The sequence below is a fragment of the Caballeronia sp. dw_19 genome (assembly GCF_018449515.1).
GTDB lineage: Bacteria > Pseudomonadota > Gammaproteobacteria > Burkholderiales > Burkholderiaceae > Caballeronia.
In genome coordinates this window covers 109028-131345 of record NZ_JAAVUQ010000005.1, presented here as the reverse complement: position 1 = coordinate 131345, position 22318 = coordinate 109028, and the positions used below count along the sequence as shown (strand labels likewise).

Here is a 22318-nt window from a genome sequence, read left to right as displayed (position 1 = left end):
TCGCGCGGTTGATCCGTGAACGGGCTTATTGGCCCGTGCCTGCGCCCGATGCGCCGCTCGTGGGACTCGCCGGTTCCGGCAGGATTGGCGGCAGGTTCGCGGGCGAGTTCAAGTTCAGCGTGGGCGGTACTGAAGACGCGGGCACGCCGGTGTCTGGTTGAAGTGCCGGCGCGGAATGTTGCACTTGCTGCGCCGGCTGCACTGGCTGCATCTGCTGGAAAAACGATGACGGCCCGGGGGTCTCGTTTTCAACGCCGGGGATCGAAGAAGGCGACGAAGATGGCGAAGGTGCCGACGACGGTATTGGCGAAGACCCGGGCACGGTCGGCGCCGGTGCCTGGCCGGGTGCCACCGGCCGCACGATCACGTCGCGTACGCGCACCCGAAAGGGCGGCCGCCAGGCGAAGTCGGACTCCACCTCCAGCCATTGCGATTGCGGTTTCTTCAAACTGATCGCGATGCGCGTCAGATTGGCGACCACCGTGCCTTTGTCGTTGCGCAGCGGCTGGTCGATGCGAAAACCCCTGGGTATCGGCGTATCCGACATGTGGATCACGATCACGGGTCCGCGAAACAATTCGGCGGCTTTGACAAGGCTGCGCTTGAGTTCGAGAAAACCATCGCGCGACGGTTCGCCGCGAGAAAAGTGCAGCCATGCGAAACGATCGCGACGCTCGTAACGCGCGAAGTCGGGATCACCCTGCAGGATCACGACGACCGCACGCATGTCCGAACGTCGCGCGGTTTCAACTGCATGTTCCAGCCAGAACGCGTTGGCGACGGAACGGTCCTCGAATTCTCCGTTGCGCCCACCCGCGGTCAGATAGTGATTGTTTGGCGCGGGCGCGTTCAAACCAATGAACGCAATACCGTCGGTTTGCCATCGGACATTTTCGCGGAACGGCCGAAAGCGAGCGACATCGCTTTCGCGGATCACGTTCATAGGCGTCTGACCGAGCGAACTTGAGTCGCCGAAGAACAACTGGCGGATGAAATCCAGTCGCTCGACCGGATCGTAACTGCCTGCTTGTGCGAGACCGCAAGATGCCCAGTCGCTGCCGCCGGGCAGCAGGACGACCGGTTTGCGGGAGCTATCGAAGATTTGCTGGCGCGTGTTGTAGAGCGAATCCCGGCACGGTTCCGTTTCGCCTTTGAGGTTGCCATCGTAGATGATGAACGACGTGTTTCGTTCTTGCCCGATGGCGTTGATCAGATGCTGGAGCGCAGTTTCGCCGGCGGGCTTGTCGAGTACATTAGACGCGATCGCGAATGTCAGCGGTGTGACCGGCGCGAGTGGCGGCGCTTCAGCTTGGGCGCGCTGCGGTCTCCCGGCCAGCAGGAAGAGGGCGCATAAGCCAGTAACGATGACGCGGGTGCGCACCATGCGTCGCGCGCCCGGCCAGCCGGTGGCAAAGTCCGCTTTAACGCGACGCATCCGGAGCGTTCGACGCCAGCTCATGTAGTTCGTAGAGCAGATCGAGTGCGTCGCGTGGTCGCAATTCGTTCCGATCGATTGCGCGCAGCCGGTCGAGCGCGGGGTGCGGTGGCGCTTCGACCGGTTCGTCACGTTCGTAGGCGTCGGCTATCTCCACAACGGGTCCCGCGAACAGATCGAATTGCGGCGATGGCTGGCCGATCGACTGCTGCTCCAGATGCGCCAGGTGTTTCCTTGCAGCCTTGATGACGGCCGGCGGCACGCCTGCCAGTTGCGCGACCTGCAAGCCGTAGCTCTGGTTCGCCGGACCTTCGCTTACCGAGTGCAGGAACACGATACCGTGGTCATGTTCGACCGCCGACAAATGCACGTTTGCTGCCTGAGCAAACTCAGCCGGCAACTGCGTCAGTTCGAAATAATGCGTCGCGAACAACGTATGGCAGCCGTTATGCGACAGCAGATGCCGTGCGATGGCCCATGCAAGCGCGAGGCCGTCGAACGTGGACGTGCCGCGGCCGATTTCGTCCATCAGTACAAGACTCGACGGCGTGGCGTCGTTGAGAATGGCCGCCGCTTCCGTCATCTCGACCATGAAGGTGGAACGGCCGCCGGCGAGGTCGTCGGCGGCGCCGATGCGCGTAAAGATCCGGTCGACTGGTCCAAAGCATGCGCGTTTCGCGGGCACATAGCTGCCCACGAAAGCCAGTAGCGCGATCAACGCGGTCTGTCGCATGAACGTCGACTTACCGCCCATGTTCGGTCCGGTGATCAGCAGCAGCTTGCGCTCGGTATTCAAGCAACAATCGTTTGCGATGAACTGCTCGACCTGCGCTTCCACCACCGGGTGCCGCCCTTGCTCGATATCGATACCTGCATCGGCCGCGAATGCCGGGGCGATCCAGTCGAGCGCGAGCGCCCGTTCCGCGAACGCGCCAAGCAGGTCGAGTTCAGCGAGCGCCGCCGCCACGCGCTGGCAGTCGCCAATGTGCGGCAACAGGGTTTGCAGCAGCGCGTCGTAGAGCAAACGCTCGCGGGCCAATGCCCGGTCCTGTGCGGACAGCGCCTTGTCTTCGAAGGTTTTCAACTCCGGCGTGATGTAACGCTCGGCGTTCTTCAGTGTCTGGCGACGGCGGTAGTCATCGGGAACCTTGTCCGTCTGACCGCGCGTGACTTCGATATAAAAGCCATGCACCTTGTTGTACTCGACCCGCAGGTTCGCGATGCCCGTTCGCGTGCGTTCACGGGCCTCCAGGTCGATCAGGAACTGGTCGCAGTTCTCGGAGATATCGCGGAGCTCGTCGAGGTCGGCGTCGTAACCGCGCGCGATCACACCACCGTCGCGGATCAGCGCCGCGGGTTCCGGCGCGATTGCGCGGCTCAGCAGCGCGAGGCATTCGGGCGGTGGCTCGAGTGATATATCGATACGTTGAAGCGATGCCGCATTCATCTTCACGGCGGCAAGCCGTTCGCGCAGTTGGGGCAGTGCAGCAAAGGTATCTCGCAGGCTGGAGAGATCGCGCGGCCGGGCCGACAGCAGCGCCAGCCGTCCCGTAATCCGTTCGATGTCCGAAATCTGCCGCAAAGCTGCGCGCAAACCATCCAGGCTCGCCGTTGCAGGCGCGTCCAGCAATGCGCCAATTGCACGCTGCCGGCTTTGCGCGATAGTGAAGTCGCGAGGCGGATGATGTAGCCAGTGCCGCAGCAGACGGCTGCCCATGGTCGTGCAGCATGTGTCCAGCAGCGAGCACAACGTGGGCGATTCCGTTCCGCGCAAGGTCTCGGTCAGTTCGAGATTACGCCGCGTGGCCGGGTCGAGACCAATGTACTCCGACTCGTACTCCACCTTCAGGCTGCGCACGTGCCGCAACTGCTGTCCCTGGGTGGCGGCTGCGTAAAGCAGCAGCGCGCCGGCGGCGCCGCACGCGCAGGTTAGCGAGTGCGCACCGAAGCCGTCGAGGCTGGCGACATCGAGTTGCTCGCGCAGACGTTGCGTGCCCGATTCAATATCGAAATGCCACGCGGGTGCCCGTGTTGTCGCCCCTGCGTTTGGTACTTCGAATGGCGCGTTGGTCGTAGAAAACGAGTCAGCCACCAGCGTTTCCGCTGGGCGAATGCGCTCGAGCGCCGCGCTCAGTTGATCGGGCGCGACTTCGGCAAGGCGCAATGCGCCGCTCGCCAGGTTCAGCCACGCCAGGCCGACGCTCGTGAGCACGCCGCGGCGGTTATGCGCCGGGCAGAGCGCTAACAGGAAGACGTCGTTTTTGTCCGAGAGAAGCGCGGCATCAGTCAGCGTTCCGGGCGTGACTACGCGCACGACCTTGCGCTCGACCGGTCCCTTCGATGTCGCCGGGTCGCCGATCTGCTCGCAAATAGCGACGGATTCGCCAAGCTTCACGAGTTTCGCCAGATATTGCTCGCACGAATGATGGGGGATGCCGGCCATCTTGATCGGGTTTCCGCCAGACGCCCCGCGTTGTGTCAGCGTGAGGTCGAGCAGGCGCGAAGCTTTGACGGCGTCGTCGAAGAATAGCTCGTAGAAGTCGCCCATCCGGTAAAACACGAGCGTGCCGGGATGCTCCCCTTTGATGCGCAGATATTGCTGCATCATGGGAGTGTGGTGCGACAGATCGACCGCGGCGCCGGGTTCCTGCGCGGCGGGGCCCAAGTCTTGAGCAGTAGACGAAACGGAGATATGCGTACCCATCTTGCGTGCGTGAATGTGCGAAAGTCCTAAGGGCACGAGTGTACCGCGTTGGCTGGTCGCGGGAATGTCGGCCGACTGGCTAACACGGCATGGAATGTTATTTCCCTGAGCGCGGCCAATACGGTTGACCATCACAAAACGGCGCCTGGACAAGCAAAAGCGCCGGAGATGCCGGCGGTTTTACTCCTTCGGGAATCTCAAGCAAGACGAATCGCGGTCACCCCGCTGGGAATCAGACCAGCAGGGTGGGTTCTGCAACGGCACCGAGCGGGGAGAATGGTCGAAAGGGTGGTTGCATGCCAAGGGTCACATTACCCTCTGTACTATCGCCTCGGCGCTAGCCGTTGCAGCCGTGGCGAGCGCGAGGCTTACCTCGGAATGGATCAGATAGTCGGCTTTCACGCGGGCATCGATCAGCGGACGGAGCTTTTTGCTGAGCGCTTGGGAGACAAAGTAATTGTCGTTTTGTTTGCTGCATGTCGGATTTGACAACTGAGCGATCAACTGCTGATGGCGTCCCCGCGCGGAGCCCACCGATCCTGGCGCGGAAAGCGCATTGTGAAACGTATTGGCAGCATGAAATGCGCCATAGTACGCGCGACTGCACACCGCGCGATACTGCGGCTCGCCCAAGGCCTGCCTCAGCAACTCAGCAGCGCAGTCAACCAGCTCTCGGGGCGTGGAACTCAAGATGCCACCGCTTCGAAGACGACGTCGAATGCAACGTTCTTGTTGATGCCGGCTTTATCTTCTACTCTAGCCAATTCCACGTTCATGTCGAACGCTTTTCCGGCGCCCACGGGTACCGCGAGAGAATAAGTGACGCCGCTAAAAAAATCGTCCGCCGAGGTTACGAGCACTGACACGTTCGGCCGGATTTGATGACGTCGAAGGACCATGCCTGCCACGTCGAGCTGCCGTCCAATCTGTTGATCCGAAACTCCGGCATGACGAAGGATGGCGTCGGCCTTCATAACTTCCTGGACTTGATTCTCACCCCATTTGATGCGCATTTCTCTAGCCCTCTCAATGAACGAAGCTGCTTGCCCAATCGCGCCGGTTTTATAGCCGTCCTCGAGCAGCAGTGTGAAGTAACCCGTTTTCGGATGTCCTATGGCCGTGTAAAGGCTCTGGGCGGCAGAAAACAGGCCGAGGTTCAAGCGAGTGATCATCCAGTTTTCACGGTTCGAACCGGAGTTTCCCAGTCGAACGCTGTTCGCAAATGCGATTTCAGTTCCTGCCGTGTCTCCAGCGAGACCCTTCCATGCGCCGGCTGCTTCCCAAGCAGCGCACGCGTCTACCTTCATTAGTGAATCAATCTCGTTCTTGATCTCCCGCCATTCGCGCACGAAAGGCGTCAACTGCGATGAGTTGAAGTAGTGCGAAGTTGTTGACTGGAGAGCGTTGATCCGGTCGAAAATTTGCGCTGTCTTTGGTTGAGCTATCGCTTTCATTAGTCCTACTGTGCTGACGTCAGGAGCGTACGCTGGTTGGGGATTCTTCGCCTGTCAAACTGAGACGTGTGAAGAAATAAATTTTTTGCTTATCCGTGCAAGTTGTTCTTGACAGCTTCTACGGGCGGTAGGACCAGGTGTTGGGCGTGTTAAAAGTGCTGCGAACGTGTGGTCGTTCGATCGCGGAAGTGCCAAGACATAAGGCTAGCGCGTTGGCCCGGCGTGGTAACCCTGACTGGATGGCTAACGCGGGAACAGGCGCAACTTCCACTTGTGTGCGCAGACCGCAGACCAGACGTTAGGGGCCGCTAAAAAGCACGCGTCCAAAAGCAAAAACGCCGGCATGCCGGCGTTTTTGCTTTACCTCGGAATCCAACGCAAGGCCGATCAGGATCTTCCCGCCAGAAACCCGACCAGCAGCGCAAGTCCTGCCACCGCGCCCAGCGTATGCCACGGCTTGTCGTGGACGAATTCATCGGCGTAACCGGCGGCGTCGTTCAGCCGTCCGGCAATGGCGGAAGACGAACCGTCGAACTGGGCGCGCGCCGTCTTCAGCTTGGCTTGCAAGTCTTTGCGCAGCTTGTCCACGTCGATGTCTTTCGCATCGCGGATCGAGCTGTCGAGGTCGTCGAGCAGGCCGCGCAACTGCGTGCTGGCGGTATCGACCGCGTCGCTTGCGCCCTGAACCGCGCGATGGCCCACTTTGGCCGCGCCATTGATGTTGCTATCGAGTGTGGAACGTGTGAACAGACCCATTTGCAGCTCCTTTGACGTGTCGTTTGTTTGTTTCAGACCATGCTCCTCGCGTTTCAATCCACACACTCCGCGAAGAGCGCGGCTTTCTTGCCGGCCGAACAAAGCATGCAGCAGATTCCATTCCTGCACTCTGATCCGTGTCACTCCGTCACTCTTCGACCAGCGCGCCCAGATCCACGGTCCGCTCATTGCGGGCATGGCGCCGCATGGCAAGCCACATCATCACGCAGATAAACACGCCAAATACCACGATAATCCATTCCACCGGCAGATTGGTCGTCAGCAAAAGCGCGTACGCCCCGAGCATCGACAAAACAGCGAGGTTCTGATTGAAATTCTGAACCGCGATGGATGCCCCGGCCGACAGCAGCGTCGCACCGCGATGCTGCAGGATGGCGTTCATCGGCACGATGAAAAAGCCCGACAGCGCGCCCAGCAGAATCATCAGCGGATACGCGCCCAGGATAAAAAGTGGCACGAACAGCGGGCCGATATGCACGCCGGAACCCGCCGGAAACAGGTCCTTGTTATAGAACGCCATGCCGACCGCCACGGCACCCGTCACCACGCCGATCGGCAGGACCTTGAGCGAACTGCGCAACGGCACCCACGCGGCGGCCGCACTCGCGCCCATCGCAATACCGAGTCCCGTCACGCCCTGCAACACAGCCGCTTTCGATAACGACAAACCCAGGTTCGCCGCCGCCCATTTGAGCACCAACAGTTGCAGCGTGACCGCCGCACCCCACAGCAAGGTGGTGACCCACAATGCGATCTGCGCCAGCTTGTCGCCCCATAACACCTTGAATGCATGGGTGAAATCGCCGACGAGCTTTGACGGTTCCTTCAGCCGGTTAGGGTATCGCGCGCCGGTATCTGGAATGCCGATATTGATTAGCGCGGCCGCTGCATACACAACCATGACGGCGAACATGGCGGCGTCGGCGGCCGAGCGGATCAGTATCAGATGTGCGCCGCTCACAAAGTGCTGAACGTACTGGCTGACCAGCGCACCGCCGATCACCGTGCCGAGAATCGTCGATCCGACTGTTGCCGATTCAAGCCACGCGTTGGCCGGGATGAGCTTTTCGGGCGGCAAAAGCTCGGTGAGGATGCCGTACTTCGCCGGGGAATACGCTGCGGCGCCGAGACCGACCACGCCGTAAGCGATCATGGGATGCACGCCGAGGATCATCAGCGCGCAGCCACCGGCCTTCAACGCGTTGGAGACGAACATGACATAGCGTTTCTGGATGGAATCGGCGAATGCACCCACGAACGGCGCGAGCAGGACGTACGACACCGTGAAGAAAATCTGCAAAAGCGGTGTGACCCACGATGCGGAATGCATCACCGACAGCATCGCTATGGCGGCGATCAGCAGCGCGTTGTCGGCGAGCGACGAAACGAACTGCGCGGCAATGATCGTATAGAAGCCTTTTTTCATTAGATGGAGAGCAACGGCGGCAGAAAGGATGAGGAATGCCGCGGACGGCTAGCAGGACACTTTAGCGGAGCCGGCGACGACGCGCAGAATTGCGCGGGGAACGTCAGGCTTTCGGGCGCTGGCAGCGTGTTTTGGCATGGGTGCGAAAGCCGACTCGAAGCCGCTGCGACGCCGCTCACGGAGCGTGGCTCGGGGACCGCGAGCTCAAACAAAAAAGGCGGCCGCAGCCGCCTTTCTTCAACCCGCTTTTCCCTCGTTACGCGCTCTGGCGCGTGGTGGTGAAGGGATCGAGGATCTTGATCATCTGCGCATAGACCTTCGGATTGCCCGCGACGATCTCGCTCTTGTGCAGGAAATCCGATTCGCCGGTGTAGTTACCCACCAGCCCGCCCGCTTCGGTGATCAGCAAGCTGCCCGCCGCCACGTCCCATGCGTGGATGCCTTGCTCGAAGAACGCATCGAGCCGGCCTGCGGCCACATTCGCCAGATCCAGCGCGGCCGCGCCGGGGCGGCGCAAGCCGGCACAGGCTTCAGTCATCTGCGAGAAAAGTTTCGCATACGCGTCAAGGCCCGCGCCGTCGCGGAACGGGAAACCCGTGCCGACGAGCGCATCGCCGAGGCGATCCAGTTTTGCCACGCGAATGCGCCGCTCGTTCAGATAAGCGCCGCTGCCGCGCGACGCGGTGAACAGGTCGTTGCGGGTGGGGTCGTACACGACCGCTTGCGTGATGATGCCCTTGTGGGCGAGCGCGATGGAGACGCAGTAATACTGGAAACCGTGGATGAAGTTGGTCGTGCCGTCGAGCGGATCGATGATCCACTGGAACTCCGAGTCCTTGTCCTGCACGCCCGATTCCTCAGCGAGGATGGAGTGCTTCGGATAGGCGGTGGTCAGCGTTTCGATAATCGCTGCCTCGGAGGCCTTGTCGACTTCCGTCACGAAGTCGTTATGCTGTTTTTTGCTGACCTGGATGCGGTCCAGGTCCAGCGACGCGCGATTGATGATCTGTCCGGCGCGGCGAGCGGCCTTGACAGCAATATTGAGCATCGGATGCATGAAAATAGTCCTTTGGCCGGCGGCTGCGCTTCACGCACGCGCTTGAAGCCGCACACGAAGTCTCAACCCCGAACGGAAAACGGCCCAAACCAGCGGGCAAAAACGACGTATGTCGACGGCAACGAATTGAAGAAGAGCGGGGCGCGTGCCTTCTTTGAACCTGCAATAGCGCTTGATTACAGCGACTTGCAACAGCGGACACACGCGAACGGCGTATTTTACCCGAGTCGGCCGCCGGCGCGTCATGCCTCGCGCAGCTTATGTCGCCGGATGGGCCGCGCGGCGATACCATGACGTCTCTTTCAACCTTCCGGCAAGCGTTTCCCCTTGGACCTGAACCCCTCATCAAACTCCCCGGATCGCCCGGACGACGCTTTTGCGTCAACCCGCTTCGTGCTGGTCGAACCGAGCCATCCCGGCAATGTCGGCGCGGCTGCGCGCGCGCTCAAGACGATGGGATTTTCCCGGCTGGTCGTCGTCGCGCCGAAAATCGCGTTCGTCACGCGCGAGCCGGAAGCGATCGCGATGGCGAGCGGCGCCGACGACGTGCTCGCGTCGGCGCAAGTTGTCGAAACACTCGCCGATGCCCTGACTGGCGTGCATTGGTCGATCGCGTTGACGGCGCGTTCGCGGGAATATGGGCCGCCGCAGATGGCGCCGCGCGCCGCAGCAGAGAAAGCCTGCGAGTTCGTGGGTCGGGGGCACGTCGGAAATTCGGGCACCATCGCGCTCGTGTTCGGTAATGAGCGCGTGGGCTTGTCGAATGCCGACGTGGAGCGCTGCAGCGCGCTCGCGCACATTCCGGCGAATCCCGCCTATAGCTCGCTGAATCTGGCGCAGGCGGTTCAGGTTCTGGCCTACGAGCTGCGGCTGGCGCTGCTCGGTCGCGGGGACGCAATGCCAGCCATTCCCGCGACGGCGAGCCCGACAACGTCCGTCCCAAGCGCGTCCAGCGACGAGATAGAAGGCATGTACATGCATTTGGAACAGGCGTTGGTCGAGCTCGATTTCCTCGATCCGGCCAACCCGAAGAAACTGATGTCGCGGTTGCGACGGCTTTTTTCGCGCTCGGGACTGGAGCACGAGGAGGTGAACATTCTTCGGGGTATCGCCAAGCATATTCTTCTAAAGATCAAGCGATAGGAAGGATTTTATCCCGCACGGCAATGGCGAAGACGCGTCGCGCGTTGTCCGCGTTTCGCCGCTCGCGCATCTTGTGATCAACGCGAGCCCCCAACCCCTGACCGCTTTGCTAACGGGGGCATCGCAGCGGAATTCCACGGCTCGTCCTACAATCTGCGGAAATTGAACTATCGATTCCCGAATCCGTGCTGAGCCGCGCATCCGAGAGTCGGCACCCGGTCACCCCACAGAGCCACCGCCATGTTTAACCGACTCCGCGAAGACATCGCCGCCATCCGCGAGCGCGATCCGGCCGCCCGCAGCGCCTGGGAAGTCGTGACGTGTTATCCGGGCTTTCATGCTGTCGTCCTGCACCGGATCGCGCACGCTTGCTGGCGCGCGGGCTGGCGTTGGCTTGGGAGGTTTGTCTCGCAGTTCGGGCGTTTCATGACGGGCATCGAAATCCATCCCGGCGCGACGCTTGGACGGCGGGTCTTCATCGATCACGGCATGGGCGTGGTGGTCGGCGAAACGGCGGAAATCGGCGACGATTGCACGATCTACCAAGGCGTGACGCTTGGCGGTACGTCGCTCGCGCGCGGCGCGAAGCGGCATCCGACGCTTGAGCGCGGCGTGATTGTCGGGGCGGGCGCGAAAGTGCTCGGCGGGTTCACGGTCGGCGCGGAGGCGAAGATCGGTTCGAACGCGGTCGTGGTGAAGCCGGTTCCGGCGGGCGGAACGGCCGTGGGTAATCCGGCTCGCGTGGTCATGCCGGCAGCCGTCAAACCAGTGCAAAAAGGCTCCGCTATGCCTGAGCGCGCGGCGTTCTGCGCATACGGCATCACGCCAAACGCCGACGATCCGGTATCGCTCGCTATCCATGGCCTGATCGATCACGCGTCTACGCAAGCGTATCGTGTGGATGAAATTGTGGCGGCGCTTGAGAAACTGGGCACGCGCATAGATGCGATCAGCGGCGTCGAGAATGCCGCGTTCATCGATCTAAAGCGCCTCTCCGATGCAATGAAAGGCGAAGCAGCGCGTCGCTGAAAGCGAGGGGGGGGCATCGGGCATTGGCCCAAAAGCCCGCAGGAAACCTCCCGCCTGAATTCACTCCAGCGGCAATGCCCGAATACCATCAGCATCCACGCGCAGATATCCGCCGCGTGGCTCGCCGTGATCCAGTTCCCAATCAGGCATGACCCAGCGAACGCCGTCTGCTTCACGATGACGCGCGGGCAAATGCGTGTGGCCGTGGATCATCGTGTGGGTGCCGGTGCTCGAGAACAGCTTTGCCACCGCGTCGCGCGTCACGTCATATTTCGCCTGCGCCGGACGCATTCTTCCGTCTTCGCTGGTCGAGCGCATGCGCTCCGCAATCGATAAGCGCAGCTTCAGCGGCAAGCTCAAGAAGAGTTGTTGCGCAACCGGGTTACGCGCAAACCGGCGAAAGCGCTGATACGCGGGATCGGCCGTGCAAAGCGCATCCCCGTGGGCCGCCACAATACGCGTGCCGAACGCGGTGATAACAAAAGGATCGGGCAACGGCAGCGCCCCGGCGGCCCGCATGAAACGCTTGCGGAGCAGGAAATCGCGGTTGCCGTGCATCACATACAACGCAATGCCGCGTTCGGACAACGTATGCATCAACGCCGTCATGCGCCTCGCGAACGCGGCGCGCGGACCGGCCACCGACGCATCCAGCACATCGTCGCCCACCCAGAATTCGAACAGGTCGCCGAGGATGAACACCGAATCGGCATCGTTCGCCGTCACCTCGATGAAATGCTCGAACGCCGCCACCGTGTGCGGAATGGCGTCGCTCAAATGGAGATCGGAAATGAAAAACAGCGGGCGCGCTGTATCTGTCGCGCCCGCTGTTTCGGCTGTTTCGATCACGCTGTGCGTCGAGTCGATCATTCCCCGGCGACGACAGCCTTTTCGATCACGACGTCATCCACCGGCACGTCCTGATGGAAACCCTTCGAGCCCGTCTTGACCTTGCGGATCTTGTCGACGATATCGAGGCCTTCCACGACCTTGCCGAACACCGCGTAGCCCCAGCCCTGCGGCGACGGCGACGAGTGGTTCAGGAACTCGTTGTCGCCGACGTTGATGAAGAACTGCGCCGTGGCCGAATGCGGGTCATTCGTACGCGCCATCGCGACGGAACCGTGCTCGTTCTTCAGGCCGTTGTTCGCTTCGTTGTCGATAGGTTCGTCCGTCGGCTTTTGCTTCATGCCCGGTTCGAAACCGCCGCCCTGGATCATGAAGCCGTCGATCACGCGATGGAACACGGTGTTGTCGTAGTGGCCTTTCTTTACGTAGTTCAGAAAGTTTTCGACCGACTTGGGCGCCTTCTCAGCGTTCAGTTCGATCTTGATGATGCCGTGATTCGTATGCAGTTCGACCATGATGAGTTCCTTTCCCTTTCAAGAGTAGATGGAGCAATACGCGATGCGCACGGCGTATGCCTGCTTCATGCCTGCTCGCCGTGAAGGCGAGCGGCTACGACTTGTCCCCGACTTGGGCTTTTGCGGCCCGCTCCCAGGCTTATTCGCGAGCTTACTTCCCGACCACACTAGCCGACTGGATCACGACGTTCGTTTGCGGCACATCGCCCATGGGCCCGCGCGTGGTCGTCGGCGTTCCTTCGATCTTCTTCACTACGTCCATGCCCGCGACCACCTTGCCGAACACGGCATAACCGTTGCCGTCGCCGTTGGGGTAATCGAGGCCGGTGTTGTCGACCGTGTTGATGAAGAACTGCGACGTCGCCGAATCCGGATCGCTCGTGCGTGCCATGGCGAGCGTGCCGGTCGCGTTCTTCAGCCCGTTCTTGCTTTCAAGCGGAATGGGCGCGCGCGTGGGCTTTTCGACAAAACTGGTCGTGTAGCCGCCGCCCTGAATCATGAACCCCGGAATCACGCGATGAAAAATCGTGCCGTTGTACTGGCCGGACTTTACATAGTCCAGAAAGTTGGCGACGCTTTTCGGCGCCTTCTCAGGATACAACTCAACCTTGATGTCGCCTTGCGAAGTCTTGAGCAGCACGGTCGGGTGAGCAGCAGTCTGCGACGACTGAGCGAAGGCGGGCGCCTGGGCGATGAGTGCAGCGCTGCCGAGCGCCAACAACAAACTTTTCATGAGTAATCGATCCTCTGGTTGGAGCAGCTACGGGTGAAGACTTGTCGAACGTTCAAATTATTCAGTTGCCTGGCCGTCTGAACGTTCGATCCTGCCGGATTATCGGAATTATGGATTCGTGGGCGCGAAGTAAGGCGTGGTCGAAAGCGGCACGCTGGGTCCGCCGAACGGCGAGTAAAGCGGCGACGACATGTCGTTAGTGTTGGACGTAGTGCCCGACGTGGTACCCGATGTCGGCGCCGTCCAGTCATTAGAGGTTGCACTCGACGAAGACGCGGCCGTTGCCGATGAAGCCGCCGCCGGCGCCGAAGCGGCCGAACCATTCGACGCACCCGACGCTGCCGCTGCCGCCGCCGCTTCCGGACGACGTCGCGGCGGAGGCGACACGATCTTCTGAATGTCGCCCACGCGCTGTGTGGTCAACGGACTCTTCGATCCGAGCGCCTGCGCTCGTTTATACGATTCGCTCGCGAGCCGCAGATATAGATCGCCGAGATTTTCGTACGCCAGCGCGTAACTTGGATTCGCCTTCGTCGCCGTTTCGAGCGCTACGCGTGCTTCATCATAGCGGCCCTTCTTGGCGTAGAGCGCGGCAAGATTGTTGTATGGCTCGGGCAGTTCGGGGTACGCCTGGGTAAGCTCGGTGAACGCGCTTATGGCTTCGTCGTCCCGGTTCAAACGCGCGAGTACGGTCGCACGCTTGAACTTGGCCTGCACGTCGCGCGGGTTGGTCTTCAGGCGTGCGTCGAGCTGCGCGAGCGCGCTTGGCCATTGCTTCTGCGCAATAGCCAGGTCGATGGCGGGCGTGTCGTCCGCGGTGGCGGTGGAGACTTGTGCAAGCACCGGCGCAACTGGCAAAAAAGTTGCGCCAAGTCCGAATGTGACGGTTGCAAGGGCGGTCGCCGCTAGCTTGGCAACGCTTGATGCGCGGCCGCTTGAAGGTTTCATAGGCTCTGGTCTGGATGTTATACTCCGACCCATTCTAACAAAACGTCTGCAACGTTCCGCTGAACGTCCAGACAGTCTTTACGCCACTCGCGGCCGCCTCCGTTTTGATCGCAGCGTGACCGTCATGTTTCTCGCGACGGCGCGCACGGTTCGCAGCGCTTCAAGTTCGAAGCCGGGCCGGGTCAAACATGTTGAATGTGCTGGAACTTGCTGGAACGTGTCACATCGCTGATGTTCGCGTCGACGTCGTTCTCGTTGCCGGTCTCATTGTCGTTTTCGATGTTGCTGTCGTTTCACGGCTACCTGTAGCATGGGCCGCAGCAGTGCAGAAAGCACCGTTGCCACCGTTGATATTGGCAGCCGGAAACGAATGCGAGCGAAATGCGAACAACGCGGACATGCAGCACGCCGTCACAACCGCACAAGCCGTTACAACACAGCCGTCACAACACATTAGCCAGCAGTCGAAACACGGATGTCCCGGCCCACGCACCATCGCCTATGAACTCATTGCGCATCTACAACACGCTCGCGCGTGACAAGCAACCTTTCGTGCCGCTCCGTGCCGGAGAAGTGCGCATGTACGTTTGCGGAATCACGGTGTATGACTATTGTCACGTCGGGCACGCACGCATGATGATCGTGTTCGATATTGTCCAGCGCTGGCTTCGCACGCTCGGATACAACGTGACTTATGTGCGCAACATCACAGACATCGACGACAAGATCATTCGCCGCGCAGTTGAAAACGGCGAGTCGATCAAGGCGCTGACGGGGCGATTCATCCAGGCCATGTATGACGACCTCGATGCGCTCGGCGTCGCGCGTCCCGATCTCGAACCGCGTGCGACCGACTTCGTTCCGCAGATGCTGGGCATGATCCAGACGCTCGTGGAGAAAGGGTACGCGTATCAGGGGAAAGACGGCGACGTGAACTATGCGGTGCGCAAGTTCGAGGGCTACGGCAAGCTGTCGGGCAAGTCGATCGAAGACCTGCGCGCGGGCGAGCGCGTGGCTGCAAACGACGCGAAGCAAGATCCGCTCGACTTCGTATTGTGGAAACGCGCGAAGGAAGGGGAGCCGCCGGACACGGGCTGGGACTCGTCATGGGGACGCGGCCGGCCGGGCTGGCATATCGAATGTTCGGCCATGGGCTGCACCTTGCTGGGGGACCGTTTCGACATTCACGGCGGTGGTCAGGACCTGCAGTTTCCGCACCATGAGAATGAAATTGCGCAGAGCGAGGCGGCAACGGGCGTTCAGTTCGTGAACTACTGGATGCATAACGGCTTCGTGCAGATCGACAGTGAAAAGATGTCGAAGTCACTGGGCAACTTCTTTACCATTCGTGAAGTCCTCGAAAAATTCGATGCGGAAGTCGTGCGTTTTTTTATTGCAAGGGCACACTATCGTTCGCCGCTCAATTACAGCGACGTTCATATAGAAGACGCACGTGGAGCGCTCACACGTTTGTATACAGCGTTGAAAGACGTGACGCCGGATGTCGCGCCGCTCGACTGGAACGAAGCGCACGCGCAACGTTTTCGCGCGGCAATGAACGACGACTTCAACACGCCGGTTGCGATCGCCGTGTTGTTTGAATTGGCGAGCGAAGTGAATCGCTCGCAGGACACCGTGCTCGCACGTCAATTGAAGGAACTGGCCGCTGTGCTCGGGTTGTTGCAACGTGAGCCGCGTGCGTTTCTTCAGGACACACCGCGCAGCAGTCGCGAAAGTGATGGCAAAGAGGGTGCAGAAAACCTCACGCCTGCCGATATAGACATGAAGATCGCCGCTCGTGTTGCTGCGAAGCAGGCGAAGAACTATGCCGAAGCAGACCGGATTCGCGCCGAATTGCTCGAAGCCGGGATTGCACTTGAGGACAAACCGGGCGGGTTGACCGAATGGCGCCGCAGCTAAGCGCCTCTCGTTCCCTTTGATCGATTCGCCAGGTAGGAGGCATGATGGCAACGGCCAGAAAGGCGCCGGCTAAACGAGCCGCGTCCGGTAGTATCGCGGCGCCCGCGAGCAAGGTCGCGCGGCGCGCGCAAGTGAAAACGTCGAAGGTGTCGACGCCCGAGGCGAAGTTCGCCAACGGTGCTGGCCACGACGGAGAACGCAAGACGGCGTCGAAGAAACGTGCGGTCAATGGCGTGGTCCATGACGCTGTCGCTAAAACGGCTAAAACGAACGGTCTCGTTCGTGCACGCAAGACAGTGCGGGCAACTGCGCCTTCAGGGTCACATAAGGTGTCATCCAAGGTGTCTGCCAAGAAGGTGAGCGGCAACACCAATGGCGTGCTCGACGTGAAAACCGATGAGGTAGACATTGGCGCCGACGCCACGCAGGCGCTCGTGCGCGCGCCGCAGAACGACGGCGAGATCGTCCGCAAGTCGCGTGCGATCACCGCCGAGAAAACCGTGCCGGTGCAGACGCCCGGGTTATCGGCGGAAGCGGCTCGTCCCGAGTATTGGGACAAGGCGTGCGCCGACCTCGTCAAGCGCGACCGTATTCTCAAGAAACTGATTCCGAAGTTCGGCCCGGTGCATCTGATCAATCGCGACGATCCGTTCACCACGCTTGCGCGTTCGGTTGTCGGCCAGCAAATTTCCGTGACGGCTGCACAGGCCATCTGGAAGCGCGTGGAAGGTACGTGTCCGACGCTCGCGCCGCAGCAGTTCATCAAGGTGGGGCCGGCGAAGTTGCAGTCGTGCGGGTTATCGAAGCGCAAGTCCGAATATATCCTCGACGTCGCGCAGCATTTCGTTTCGGGCGCACTGCACGTGGATAGCTGGACATCGATGGAAGACGAGGCCGTGATCGCGGAGTTGACGCAGATTCGCGGCATCGGCCGGTGGACGGCTGAAATGTTCCTGATCTTCAACTTGTCGCGCCCAGACGTCTTGCCGCTCGATGACCTCGGCCTGATCCAGGCCATCAGCGTCAACTATTTCAGCGGCGAGCCCGTGACCCGCAGCGAAGCGCGCGAAGTCGCGGCCAACTGGGAACCGTGGCGCACCGTCGCGACCTGGTACATGTGGCGCAGCCTTTATCCCGTCCCCGCCGATCACTAAAATTCCCCGGTCGCAGTTGTTGAGCTATTGATATCTTATAATCGATAGTTGCGACCCGAAATTTAGTGAGGCCGGCGCGGTTAGAATACGCGCTGCCCGATGCTCTAGGATTCGAACATATGAAGACCACGTTTCTGGATTTCGAACAGCCTATCGCTGAACTCGAAGCGAAGATCGAAGAATTGCGCTTCGTTCAGGACGATTCCGCTGTCGATATTTCGGAAGAAATCGAGCGGCTGTCGAAGAAGAGCCAGCAACTCACCAAAGATATCTATGCCAACCTGACCCCCTGGCAGGTTTCGCAGATCGCGCGTCATCCGCAGCGCCCGTACACGCTCGACTATGTGAACGAGCTGTTCACCGACTTTCACGAACTCCACGGCGACCGCTCTTATGCGGACGACCTGGCTATTGTCGGCGGCCTGGCGCGGTTCAACGGCCAGCCCTGCATGGTGATCGGCCAGCAGAAGGGCCGCGACACGAAAGAGCGCGCAGCGCGCAATTTCGGCATGCCGCGTCCGGAGGGGTATCGCAAGGCTGAGCGGCTCATGCGGCTTGCGGAGAAATTCGGCTTGCCGATTTTCACGTTCATCGACACCCCGGGCGCTTACCCCGGTATTGGGGCAGAGGAGCGTGGGCAGTCCGAAGCAATCGGTCGTAATCTGTATGTGATGGCCGAACTGAAGACGCCGATTGTGGCGACCATCATCGGCGAAGGCGGTTCTGGCGGTGCGCTGGCTATTGCCGTTGCTGACAGCGTGCTGATGCTGCAATTCTCAACGTATTCGGTGATTTCGCCCGAAGGCTGCGCGTCCATCTTGTGGAAAAGCGCGGCGAAGGCGCCGGAAGCGGCCGAAGCGCTGGGTTTGACGGCTCACCGGCTGAAGGCGTTGGGATTGATCGACAAGATCGTCAACGAGCCGCTGGGCGGCGCGCATCGCGATCCGAAAGGCATGGCTGCATTGCTGCGCCGTGCGTTGGCCGATACGCTGCGCCAGTTCCACGGCATGAATGCGCTAGACGTTCGTGCGCGCCGCTTCGACAAGCTGATGGCGTACGGCAAGTTCAAGGAAAACCTGCCGGGTGCGTGAAGCTTGAGCGCGGCGCTCACGGTTTCCTCTATGCAGTTTGCCCTGACAGGCTGCTGCCTTGAAGGCAGCTTAACAAGCCGACTCCCGTGACATCCTCCGACATTGACACTCCCGCCAGCCGCCTCGTGATCGATGCGGTGCGCGCGGCGTTCGCCGATGTGCCGGCCTCTCCTCGACCCTTCATCGCCGTTGCGTTCAGCGGCGGTCTCGACTCGACTGCGTTGCTCGATGCCGCGGTTCGATGCGGGGGGGCGTCACGTGTGATTGCGTTGCATATTCATCACGGCTTGAGTCCGAACGCCGACGCCTGGGCCGCGCATTGTCACGCGTTCGCACAAGCGCTGGGCATCAGGTTCGCGTCGCGTCAGGTCGACGTGGTGCGTGAAGGCGGCGAGAGTCTCGAAGCGGCGGCACGCGACGCGCGTTATCGCGCGCTCGACGCGCTGTGCGACGAGCAGGGCGCAAGCGCGCTTTGGCTCGCGCATCATGCCGACGATCAGGCGGAAACCGTGTTGCTGCAATTGCTGCGCGGCGCGGGCGTGGCCGGGCTTGCCGCAATGGCGCCGCAACGCGCCGACGGTGTCTCCACGCCTCGCGTGCGGCCGTTATTGCATCTGTTGCGCGCACAACTTGAGCATTACGCACATGAGCGCGATCTTCGCTGGATCGACGACGAATCCAACGCCGATACCCGCTATGCCCGCAACGCGCTGCGTCATGACGTGCTGCCGGCGCTCGCTGTGCATTTTCCCGGTTTCCGCGATGCGCTTGCGAGGACAGCGTCGCATGCGGCATCGGCGCAAAGGTTGCTCGATGAACTCGCGCGCATCGACATGACATCGGCGCAAGGTAACGATGAGGGCGCGCTGGCCTTGTCAGCGGTACTCGCTTTCGACGATGAACGCGCGATCAACCTGCTGCGTTACTGGATGCGCTCGCTCGGGCTGCAGGCGGCATCGGCGGCGCGCATTGGCGAGATGCTGCGGCAATTGCGCGACGCCGCGGTTTCCCGCGACGGCCATGCGTTGCGCATCGATCACGCCGGGTCTTGCTTGCGGGCGTATCGCGATGCGATCTTCTGGGAAAAGGGCGATAGCGCGGACCCCGCCGATCTCGACGATGGCGCAAATCCCGCGCGCATGGCGAGCGTGCTGAACTGGGACGGCGAAAGTATCTGGCGCCTGCCGCATTGGCGCGGGACGTTCGTGTTCAAGCCCGCGGAGTCAAGCGATGCAGACGCGGTTTCCGAAGCCACGCTGCGCGCCGCGCCGCTTTGCGCGCGTTCGCGCGCGGGCGGCGAGCGCTTGCGCTTGAGTGCGGATGGACCCGGCCGGACCCTGAAAAACCTGTTTCAGGAGCGCGGCGTGCCGGGTTGGAAACGCGACGTCCCGCTGGTGTTTCTCGGCGAAACCTTGCTGTTCGTGCCTTCCATTGGCATCAATCGGGCGTGCGTCGAAGTCAGTGGTAAGGGCGGCGACCTTAGGTATAGGCGGATCGAGTGGCAGCCGGACCTGGTTATTGCCTGAACGGCTAACCGGTGCGTTCGCGCATTGTATCTGCGCCGGTTCTGGCGTGCGAAACTCAATCTGCCCCGATTTTTCAGTGCTTTATACGCGGGAACAAATCCCGGTCAACTTTTCTTGTGGACGCCTGCAAACGGCCTGCGCGCGGCCTGCCAGCGCCCCGCAAACGCGTCGAATCGCCCGTTGTGGCTTGTGTTTTAGGCCTCGATCGGGTACGTTTACCGGTTTCCCGCAACGCTTTTCAAGCAGCTTTTCCGTCCAGAAGACGCGTTTTTAGCCGCCAGAATTGCATTTTGCGCGCGAGCCAACCTTGCGCGTGCGGCTACCGCGCTTCGTCGTCACGCTTAAGTCGTCGATCGCACCGATCCAGGGTTTGCTTGTGTTTCTTCTTCAAGCCGGCTTCTGATGCAATACGTGAAACACGTGCAGTCGTGCAGTACGCGGCGCATCAAACGGTGCGCCAGCGCGGCTTTTCCTCCTGTTCAAAACGACAATGGCACTCATCGTACATAAATACGGCGGCACTTCGATGGGCTCGGTCGAGCGCATCAAGAACGTCGCCAAGCGCGTCGCGAAATGGCACAGGGCCGGCCACAAGATGGTCGTCGTCCCGTCGGCCATGTCCGGCGAAACAAACCGCCTGCTCGGCCTCGCGCGCGAAATTACCGCTCATCCCGACCCGCGCGAACTCGACATGATTGCCTCCACGGGCGAGCAAGTCAGCGTCGGCCTGCTCGCGATTGCGTTGCAAGCCGAGGGTCTCGAAGCGGTCAGCTATGCCGGCTGGCAAGTGCCGATCAAGACCGACAGCGCATTCACGAAAGCACGCATCAGCGACATCGACGGCACGCGTGTGCTCGCCGATCTCGACGCAGGCAAGGTCGTGGTGGTCACGGGCTTCCAGGGCGTCGATCCTGACGGGCATATCGCCACGCTGGGACGCGGTGGTTCGGACACGTCGGCAGTCGCGATTGCGGCGGCGTTGAAAGCGGACGAATGCCTGATCTATACGGACGTTGACGGTGTCTACACCACGGACCCGCGCGTGGTCGAAGAAGCGCGCAGGCTGGATCGCGTGACGTTCGAAGAGATGCTGGAAATGGCAAGCCTCGGGTCGAAGGTGCTGCAGATCCGTTCGGTGGAATTCGCCGGTAAATATCAGGTCAAGACGCGCGTGTTGTCGAGCCTGACGGACCCGTTGATTCCGCTCGAAACCGAAATGCGCTCGGGCACCCTGATTACTTTTGAAGAAGACGAGACCATGGAAAAAGCTGTTATCTCGGGCATCGCATTTCAGCGTGACGAAGCGCGCATTGCCGTGATGGGCGTGCCCGACAAGCCGGGTATTGCGTACCAGATCCTCGGACCGGTGGCCGATGCGAATATCGACATCGACATGATCATCCAGAACACGAGCGTGGACGGCAAGACCGACTTCACGTTCACGGTTGGCCGCGGCGATTACGCGCATGCCATGGAGATCCTGACGAGCCAGGTGAAGGACCACGTGAAGGCCGAGCAGGTGCGTGGCGATCCGAAGGTGTCGAAGGTGTCGGTGGTCGGCGTGGGTATGCGCTCGCACGTGGGTATCGCGAGCACGATGTTCCGTACGCTGGCGGAAGAGGGCATCAATATCCAGATGATCTCGACGTCGGAGATCAAGATCTCGGTGCTTATCGACGAAAAATATACTGAGCTCGCCGTGCGCGCGCTGCATAAGGTGTTTGAACTCGATCGCGGCTAAGGGTAGGCGGGAAACGGCGCGGGTGTGACAGCTTGCAGGGTGTTTTATGGCTGTAGTCGAAACAAGCGGCGCAATAGGCGTCGAAGCGCTGTTCGATGCAATTCACGAGATGAAAAATTTTGTCTCATGAAATTGACCCGCGTCGGCTAACCCGCTATTATCTTGGCTTCGTCGCGCTGCCTCCCGCGTGACAAAAAGTGCAGGAGACGTGGCCGAGAGGTTGAAGGTACTCCCCTGCTAAGGGAGCATCTGGGCTAAAACCTGGATCGAGGGTTCGAATCCCTCCGTCTCCGCCAGTCGATGGTTAAAAACCCCGTAGAATCAACGTTCTACGGGGTTTTTGTTTTCTACGACCTACAAATCAACCATCAAAATAGTGTCGGATTTTACAGGCCGTTAGCGGTACCTTCCGGAATACGCACCGAGTGATGCGGATCACCGGACCCGCAGAAAAGGAATCTTTTTTGAGCCCTTCGCACGCTAACAGATGTTTCTGTTGACGGGCTGCGAGTCGCGGCCTATCTCGCTGTTGTGTTGCCATGCGCCGCCCGTCATCCCGAGCGCAACTCAAACGCCATGATCTAGCCTCAGCGCTCGACAGCAGTTTCTGTGCGGCGGCCAAGCCCTCCATCGAAGACAGCTGGCATACCCACTGATGGTCTCGGGCATCGACCTTGATCAGGAGATGGACGGCTGACGCTGCGACGCAGTCATCGGTCTTTACAGCCGAACTTTCGCTTTGGGTCGGGTCGCGTCAATTGCCGTTAGGCAGGGACCGGCCGAGGCCGTGTGAAAACGGAAAAACATTCGGTTTTC

General features: G+C 60.8%; 18 protein-coding genes and 1 tRNA gene. 8 read left to right on the top strand and 11 right to left on the bottom strand.

Annotated features, from left to right (window positions below; translation table 11 throughout):
- Positions 1-25: 25 nt before the first annotated feature.
- The 7 genes from HB376_RS09160 to HB376_RS09130 form a co-directional block, all read right to left on the bottom strand.
- Positions 26-1435, bottom strand: a complete 1410-nt coding sequence (locus HB376_RS09160; protein ID WP_213763257.1) for a hypothetical protein — start codon at positions 1433-1435, stop codon at positions 26-28.
- On the bottom strand, positions 1422-4043 hold the full coding sequence (gene mutS / locus HB376_RS09155) for a DNA mismatch repair protein MutS (protein ID WP_213763527.1): 2622 nt from the start codon (positions 4041-4043) through the stop codon (positions 1422-1424). Before mutS ends, HB376_RS09160 begins: the two co-directional genes overlap by 14 nt.
- Positions 4044-4445: 402 nt before the next feature.
- Positions 4446-4829, bottom strand: coding sequence for a hypothetical protein (locus tag HB376_RS09150; RefSeq protein WP_213763256.1), 384 nt, complete (start codon positions 4827-4829; stop codon positions 4446-4448).
- Positions 4826-5593, bottom strand: coding sequence for a hypothetical protein (locus HB376_RS09145; RefSeq protein WP_213763254.1), 768 nt, complete (start codon positions 5591-5593; stop codon positions 4826-4828). The genes HB376_RS09150 and HB376_RS09145 overlap by 4 nt, the downstream gene beginning before the upstream one ends.
- 387 nt (positions 5594-5980) lie before the next feature.
- The gene (locus tag HB376_RS09140) at positions 5981-6349 is read right to left on the bottom strand and encodes a DUF883 family protein (protein WP_089165653.1); all 369 of its coding nucleotides are present in this window, start codon (positions 6347-6349) and stop codon (positions 5981-5983) included.
- Between the two features lie 148 nt (positions 6350-6497).
- Complete coding sequence (gene lplT, locus HB376_RS09135; RefSeq protein WP_213763252.1) at positions 6498-7796, bottom strand: lysophospholipid transporter LplT; 1299 nt, start codon at positions 7794-7796, stop codon at positions 6498-6500.
- Between the two features lie 256 nt (positions 7797-8052).
- Positions 8053-8853, bottom strand: a complete 801-nt coding sequence (locus HB376_RS09130) for an inositol monophosphatase family protein (protein WP_213763250.1) — start codon at positions 8851-8853, stop codon at positions 8053-8055.
- 327 nt (positions 8854-9180) lie between these two features.
- On the opposite strand from HB376_RS09130, the gene HB376_RS09125 reads away from it, so the two are divergent.
- Together HB376_RS09125 and cysE are read left to right on the top strand one after the other, a co-directional pair.
- Positions 9181-9996: an RNA methyltransferase gene (locus tag HB376_RS09125; RefSeq protein WP_213763247.1), complete on the top strand. Its 816-nt coding sequence runs from the start codon at positions 9181-9183 to the stop codon at positions 9994-9996.
- A gap of 240 nt (positions 9997-10236) precedes the next feature.
- A complete protein-coding gene (gene cysE / locus HB376_RS09120; RefSeq protein ID WP_213763246.1) occupies positions 10237-11025 on the top strand; it encodes a serine O-acetyltransferase in 789 nt (262 codons plus the stop codon).
- Between the two features lie 60 nt (positions 11026-11085).
- Here cysE and HB376_RS09115 read toward each other — a convergent pair whose 3' ends face one another.
- The 4 genes from HB376_RS09115 to HB376_RS09100 form a co-directional block, all read right to left on the bottom strand.
- On the bottom strand, positions 11086-11895 hold the full coding sequence (locus tag HB376_RS09115) for a UDP-2,3-diacylglucosamine diphosphatase (protein ID WP_213763244.1): 810 nt from the start codon (positions 11893-11895) through the stop codon (positions 11086-11088).
- Positions 11892-12389 (bottom strand): peptidylprolyl isomerase, encoded by a 498-nt coding sequence (locus tag HB376_RS09110; RefSeq protein WP_213763243.1) that lies wholly within the window; start codon positions 12387-12389, stop codon positions 11892-11894. Before HB376_RS09110 ends, HB376_RS09115 begins: the two co-directional genes overlap by 4 nt.
- 151 nt (positions 12390-12540) lie before the next feature.
- The gene (locus HB376_RS09105) at positions 12541-13122 is read right to left on the bottom strand and encodes a peptidylprolyl isomerase (protein ID WP_031363942.1); all 582 of its coding nucleotides are present in this window, start codon (positions 13120-13122) and stop codon (positions 12541-12543) included.
- Between the two features lie 108 nt (positions 13123-13230).
- Entirely contained in the window at positions 13231-14103 is an 873-nt protein-coding gene (locus HB376_RS09100) for a tetratricopeptide repeat protein (protein WP_213763241.1), read from the bottom strand.
- Positions 14104-14571: 468 nt separating this feature from the next.
- Here HB376_RS09100 and cysS point away from each other — a divergent pair, with 468 nt between their 5' ends.
- The 6 genes from cysS (at position 14572) to HB376_RS09070 (ending at position 21798) form a co-directional block, all read left to right on the top strand.
- Complete coding sequence (cysS, locus tag HB376_RS09095; protein ID WP_213763239.1) at positions 14572-15990, top strand: cysteine--tRNA ligase; 1419 nt, start codon at positions 14572-14574, stop codon at positions 15988-15990.
- A 44-nt stretch (positions 15991-16034) separates the two neighbouring features.
- Complete coding sequence (locus HB376_RS09090) at positions 16035-17144, top strand: DNA-3-methyladenine glycosylase (RefSeq protein WP_213763237.1); 1110 nt, start codon at positions 16035-16037, stop codon at positions 17142-17144.
- A 119-nt stretch (positions 17145-17263) separates the two neighbouring features.
- Entirely contained in the window at positions 17264-18235 is a 972-nt protein-coding gene (locus tag HB376_RS09085; protein ID WP_213763236.1) for an acetyl-CoA carboxylase carboxyltransferase subunit alpha, read from the top strand.
- 86 nt (positions 18236-18321) lie between these two features.
- A complete protein-coding gene (gene tilS / locus HB376_RS09080) occupies positions 18322-19761 on the top strand; it encodes a tRNA lysidine(34) synthetase TilS (RefSeq protein WP_213763234.1) in 1440 nt (479 codons plus the stop codon).
- Positions 19762-20251: 490 nt separating this feature from the next.
- Positions 20252-21502 carry an aspartate kinase gene (locus tag HB376_RS09075; protein ID WP_213763232.1) on the top strand — a complete coding sequence of 417 codons (1251 nt, stop codon included), beginning with the start codon at positions 20252-20254 and terminating at the stop codon, positions 21500-21502.
- Positions 21503-21704: 202 nt separating this feature from the next.
- A tRNA-Ser gene (locus tag HB376_RS09070) sits at positions 21705-21798 on the top strand.
- Positions 21799-22318: the final 520 nt, after the last annotated feature.

Excerpts from the sequence above, each read along its gene's own strand:
- HB376_RS09145 (WP_213763254.1), bottom strand. The coding sequence starts at position 5,593 with ATGAAAGCGATAGCTCAACCAAAGACAGCGCAAATTTTCGACCGGATC.
- cysS (WP_213763239.1), top strand. The coding sequence starts at position 14,572 with ATGAACTCATTGCGCATCTACAACACGCTCGCGCGTGACAAGCAACCT.
- HB376_RS09085 (WP_213763236.1), top strand. The coding sequence starts at position 17,264 with ATGAAGACCACGTTTCTGGATTTCGAACAGCCTATCGCTGAACTCGAA.
- HB376_RS09090 (WP_213763237.1), top strand. The coding sequence starts at position 16,035 with ATGGCAACGGCCAGAAAGGCGCCGGCTAAACGAGCCGCGTCCGGTAGT.
- cysE (WP_213763246.1), top strand. The coding sequence starts at position 10,237 with ATGTTTAACCGACTCCGCGAAGACATCGCCGCCATCCGCGAGCGCGAT.
- HB376_RS09075 (WP_213763232.1), top strand. The coding sequence starts at position 20,252 with ATGGCACTCATCGTACATAAATACGGCGGCACTTCGATGGGCTCGGTC.
- HB376_RS09110 (WP_213763243.1), bottom strand. The coding sequence starts at position 12,389 with ATGGTCGAACTGCATACGAATCACGGCATCATCAAGATCGAACTGAAC.
- lplT (WP_213763252.1), bottom strand. The coding sequence starts at position 7,796 with ATGAAAAAAGGCTTCTATACGATCATTGCCGCGCAGTTCGTTTCGTCG.
- HB376_RS09100 (WP_213763241.1), bottom strand. The coding sequence starts at position 14,103 with ATGGGTCGGAGTATAACATCCAGACCAGAGCCTATGAAACCTTCAAGC.
- HB376_RS09130 (WP_213763250.1), bottom strand. The coding sequence starts at position 8,853 with ATGCATCCGATGCTCAATATTGCTGTCAAGGCCGCTCGCCGCGCCGGA.
- HB376_RS09140 (WP_089165653.1), bottom strand. The coding sequence starts at position 6,349 with ATGGGTCTGTTCACACGTTCCACACTCGATAGCAACATCAATGGCGCG.
- HB376_RS09115 (WP_213763244.1), bottom strand. The coding sequence starts at position 11,895 with ATGATCGACTCGACGCACAGCGTGATCGAAACAGCCGAAACAGCGGGC.
- HB376_RS09160 (WP_213763257.1), bottom strand. The coding sequence starts at position 1,435 with ATGCGTCGCGTTAAAGCGGACTTTGCCACCGGCTGGCCGGGCGCGCGA.
- mutS (WP_213763527.1), bottom strand. The coding sequence starts at position 4,043 with ATGATGCAGCAATATCTGCGCATCAAAGGGGAGCATCCCGGCACGCTC.
- HB376_RS09105 (WP_031363942.1), bottom strand. The coding sequence starts at position 13,122 with ATGAAAAGTTTGTTGTTGGCGCTCGGCAGCGCTGCACTCATCGCCCAG.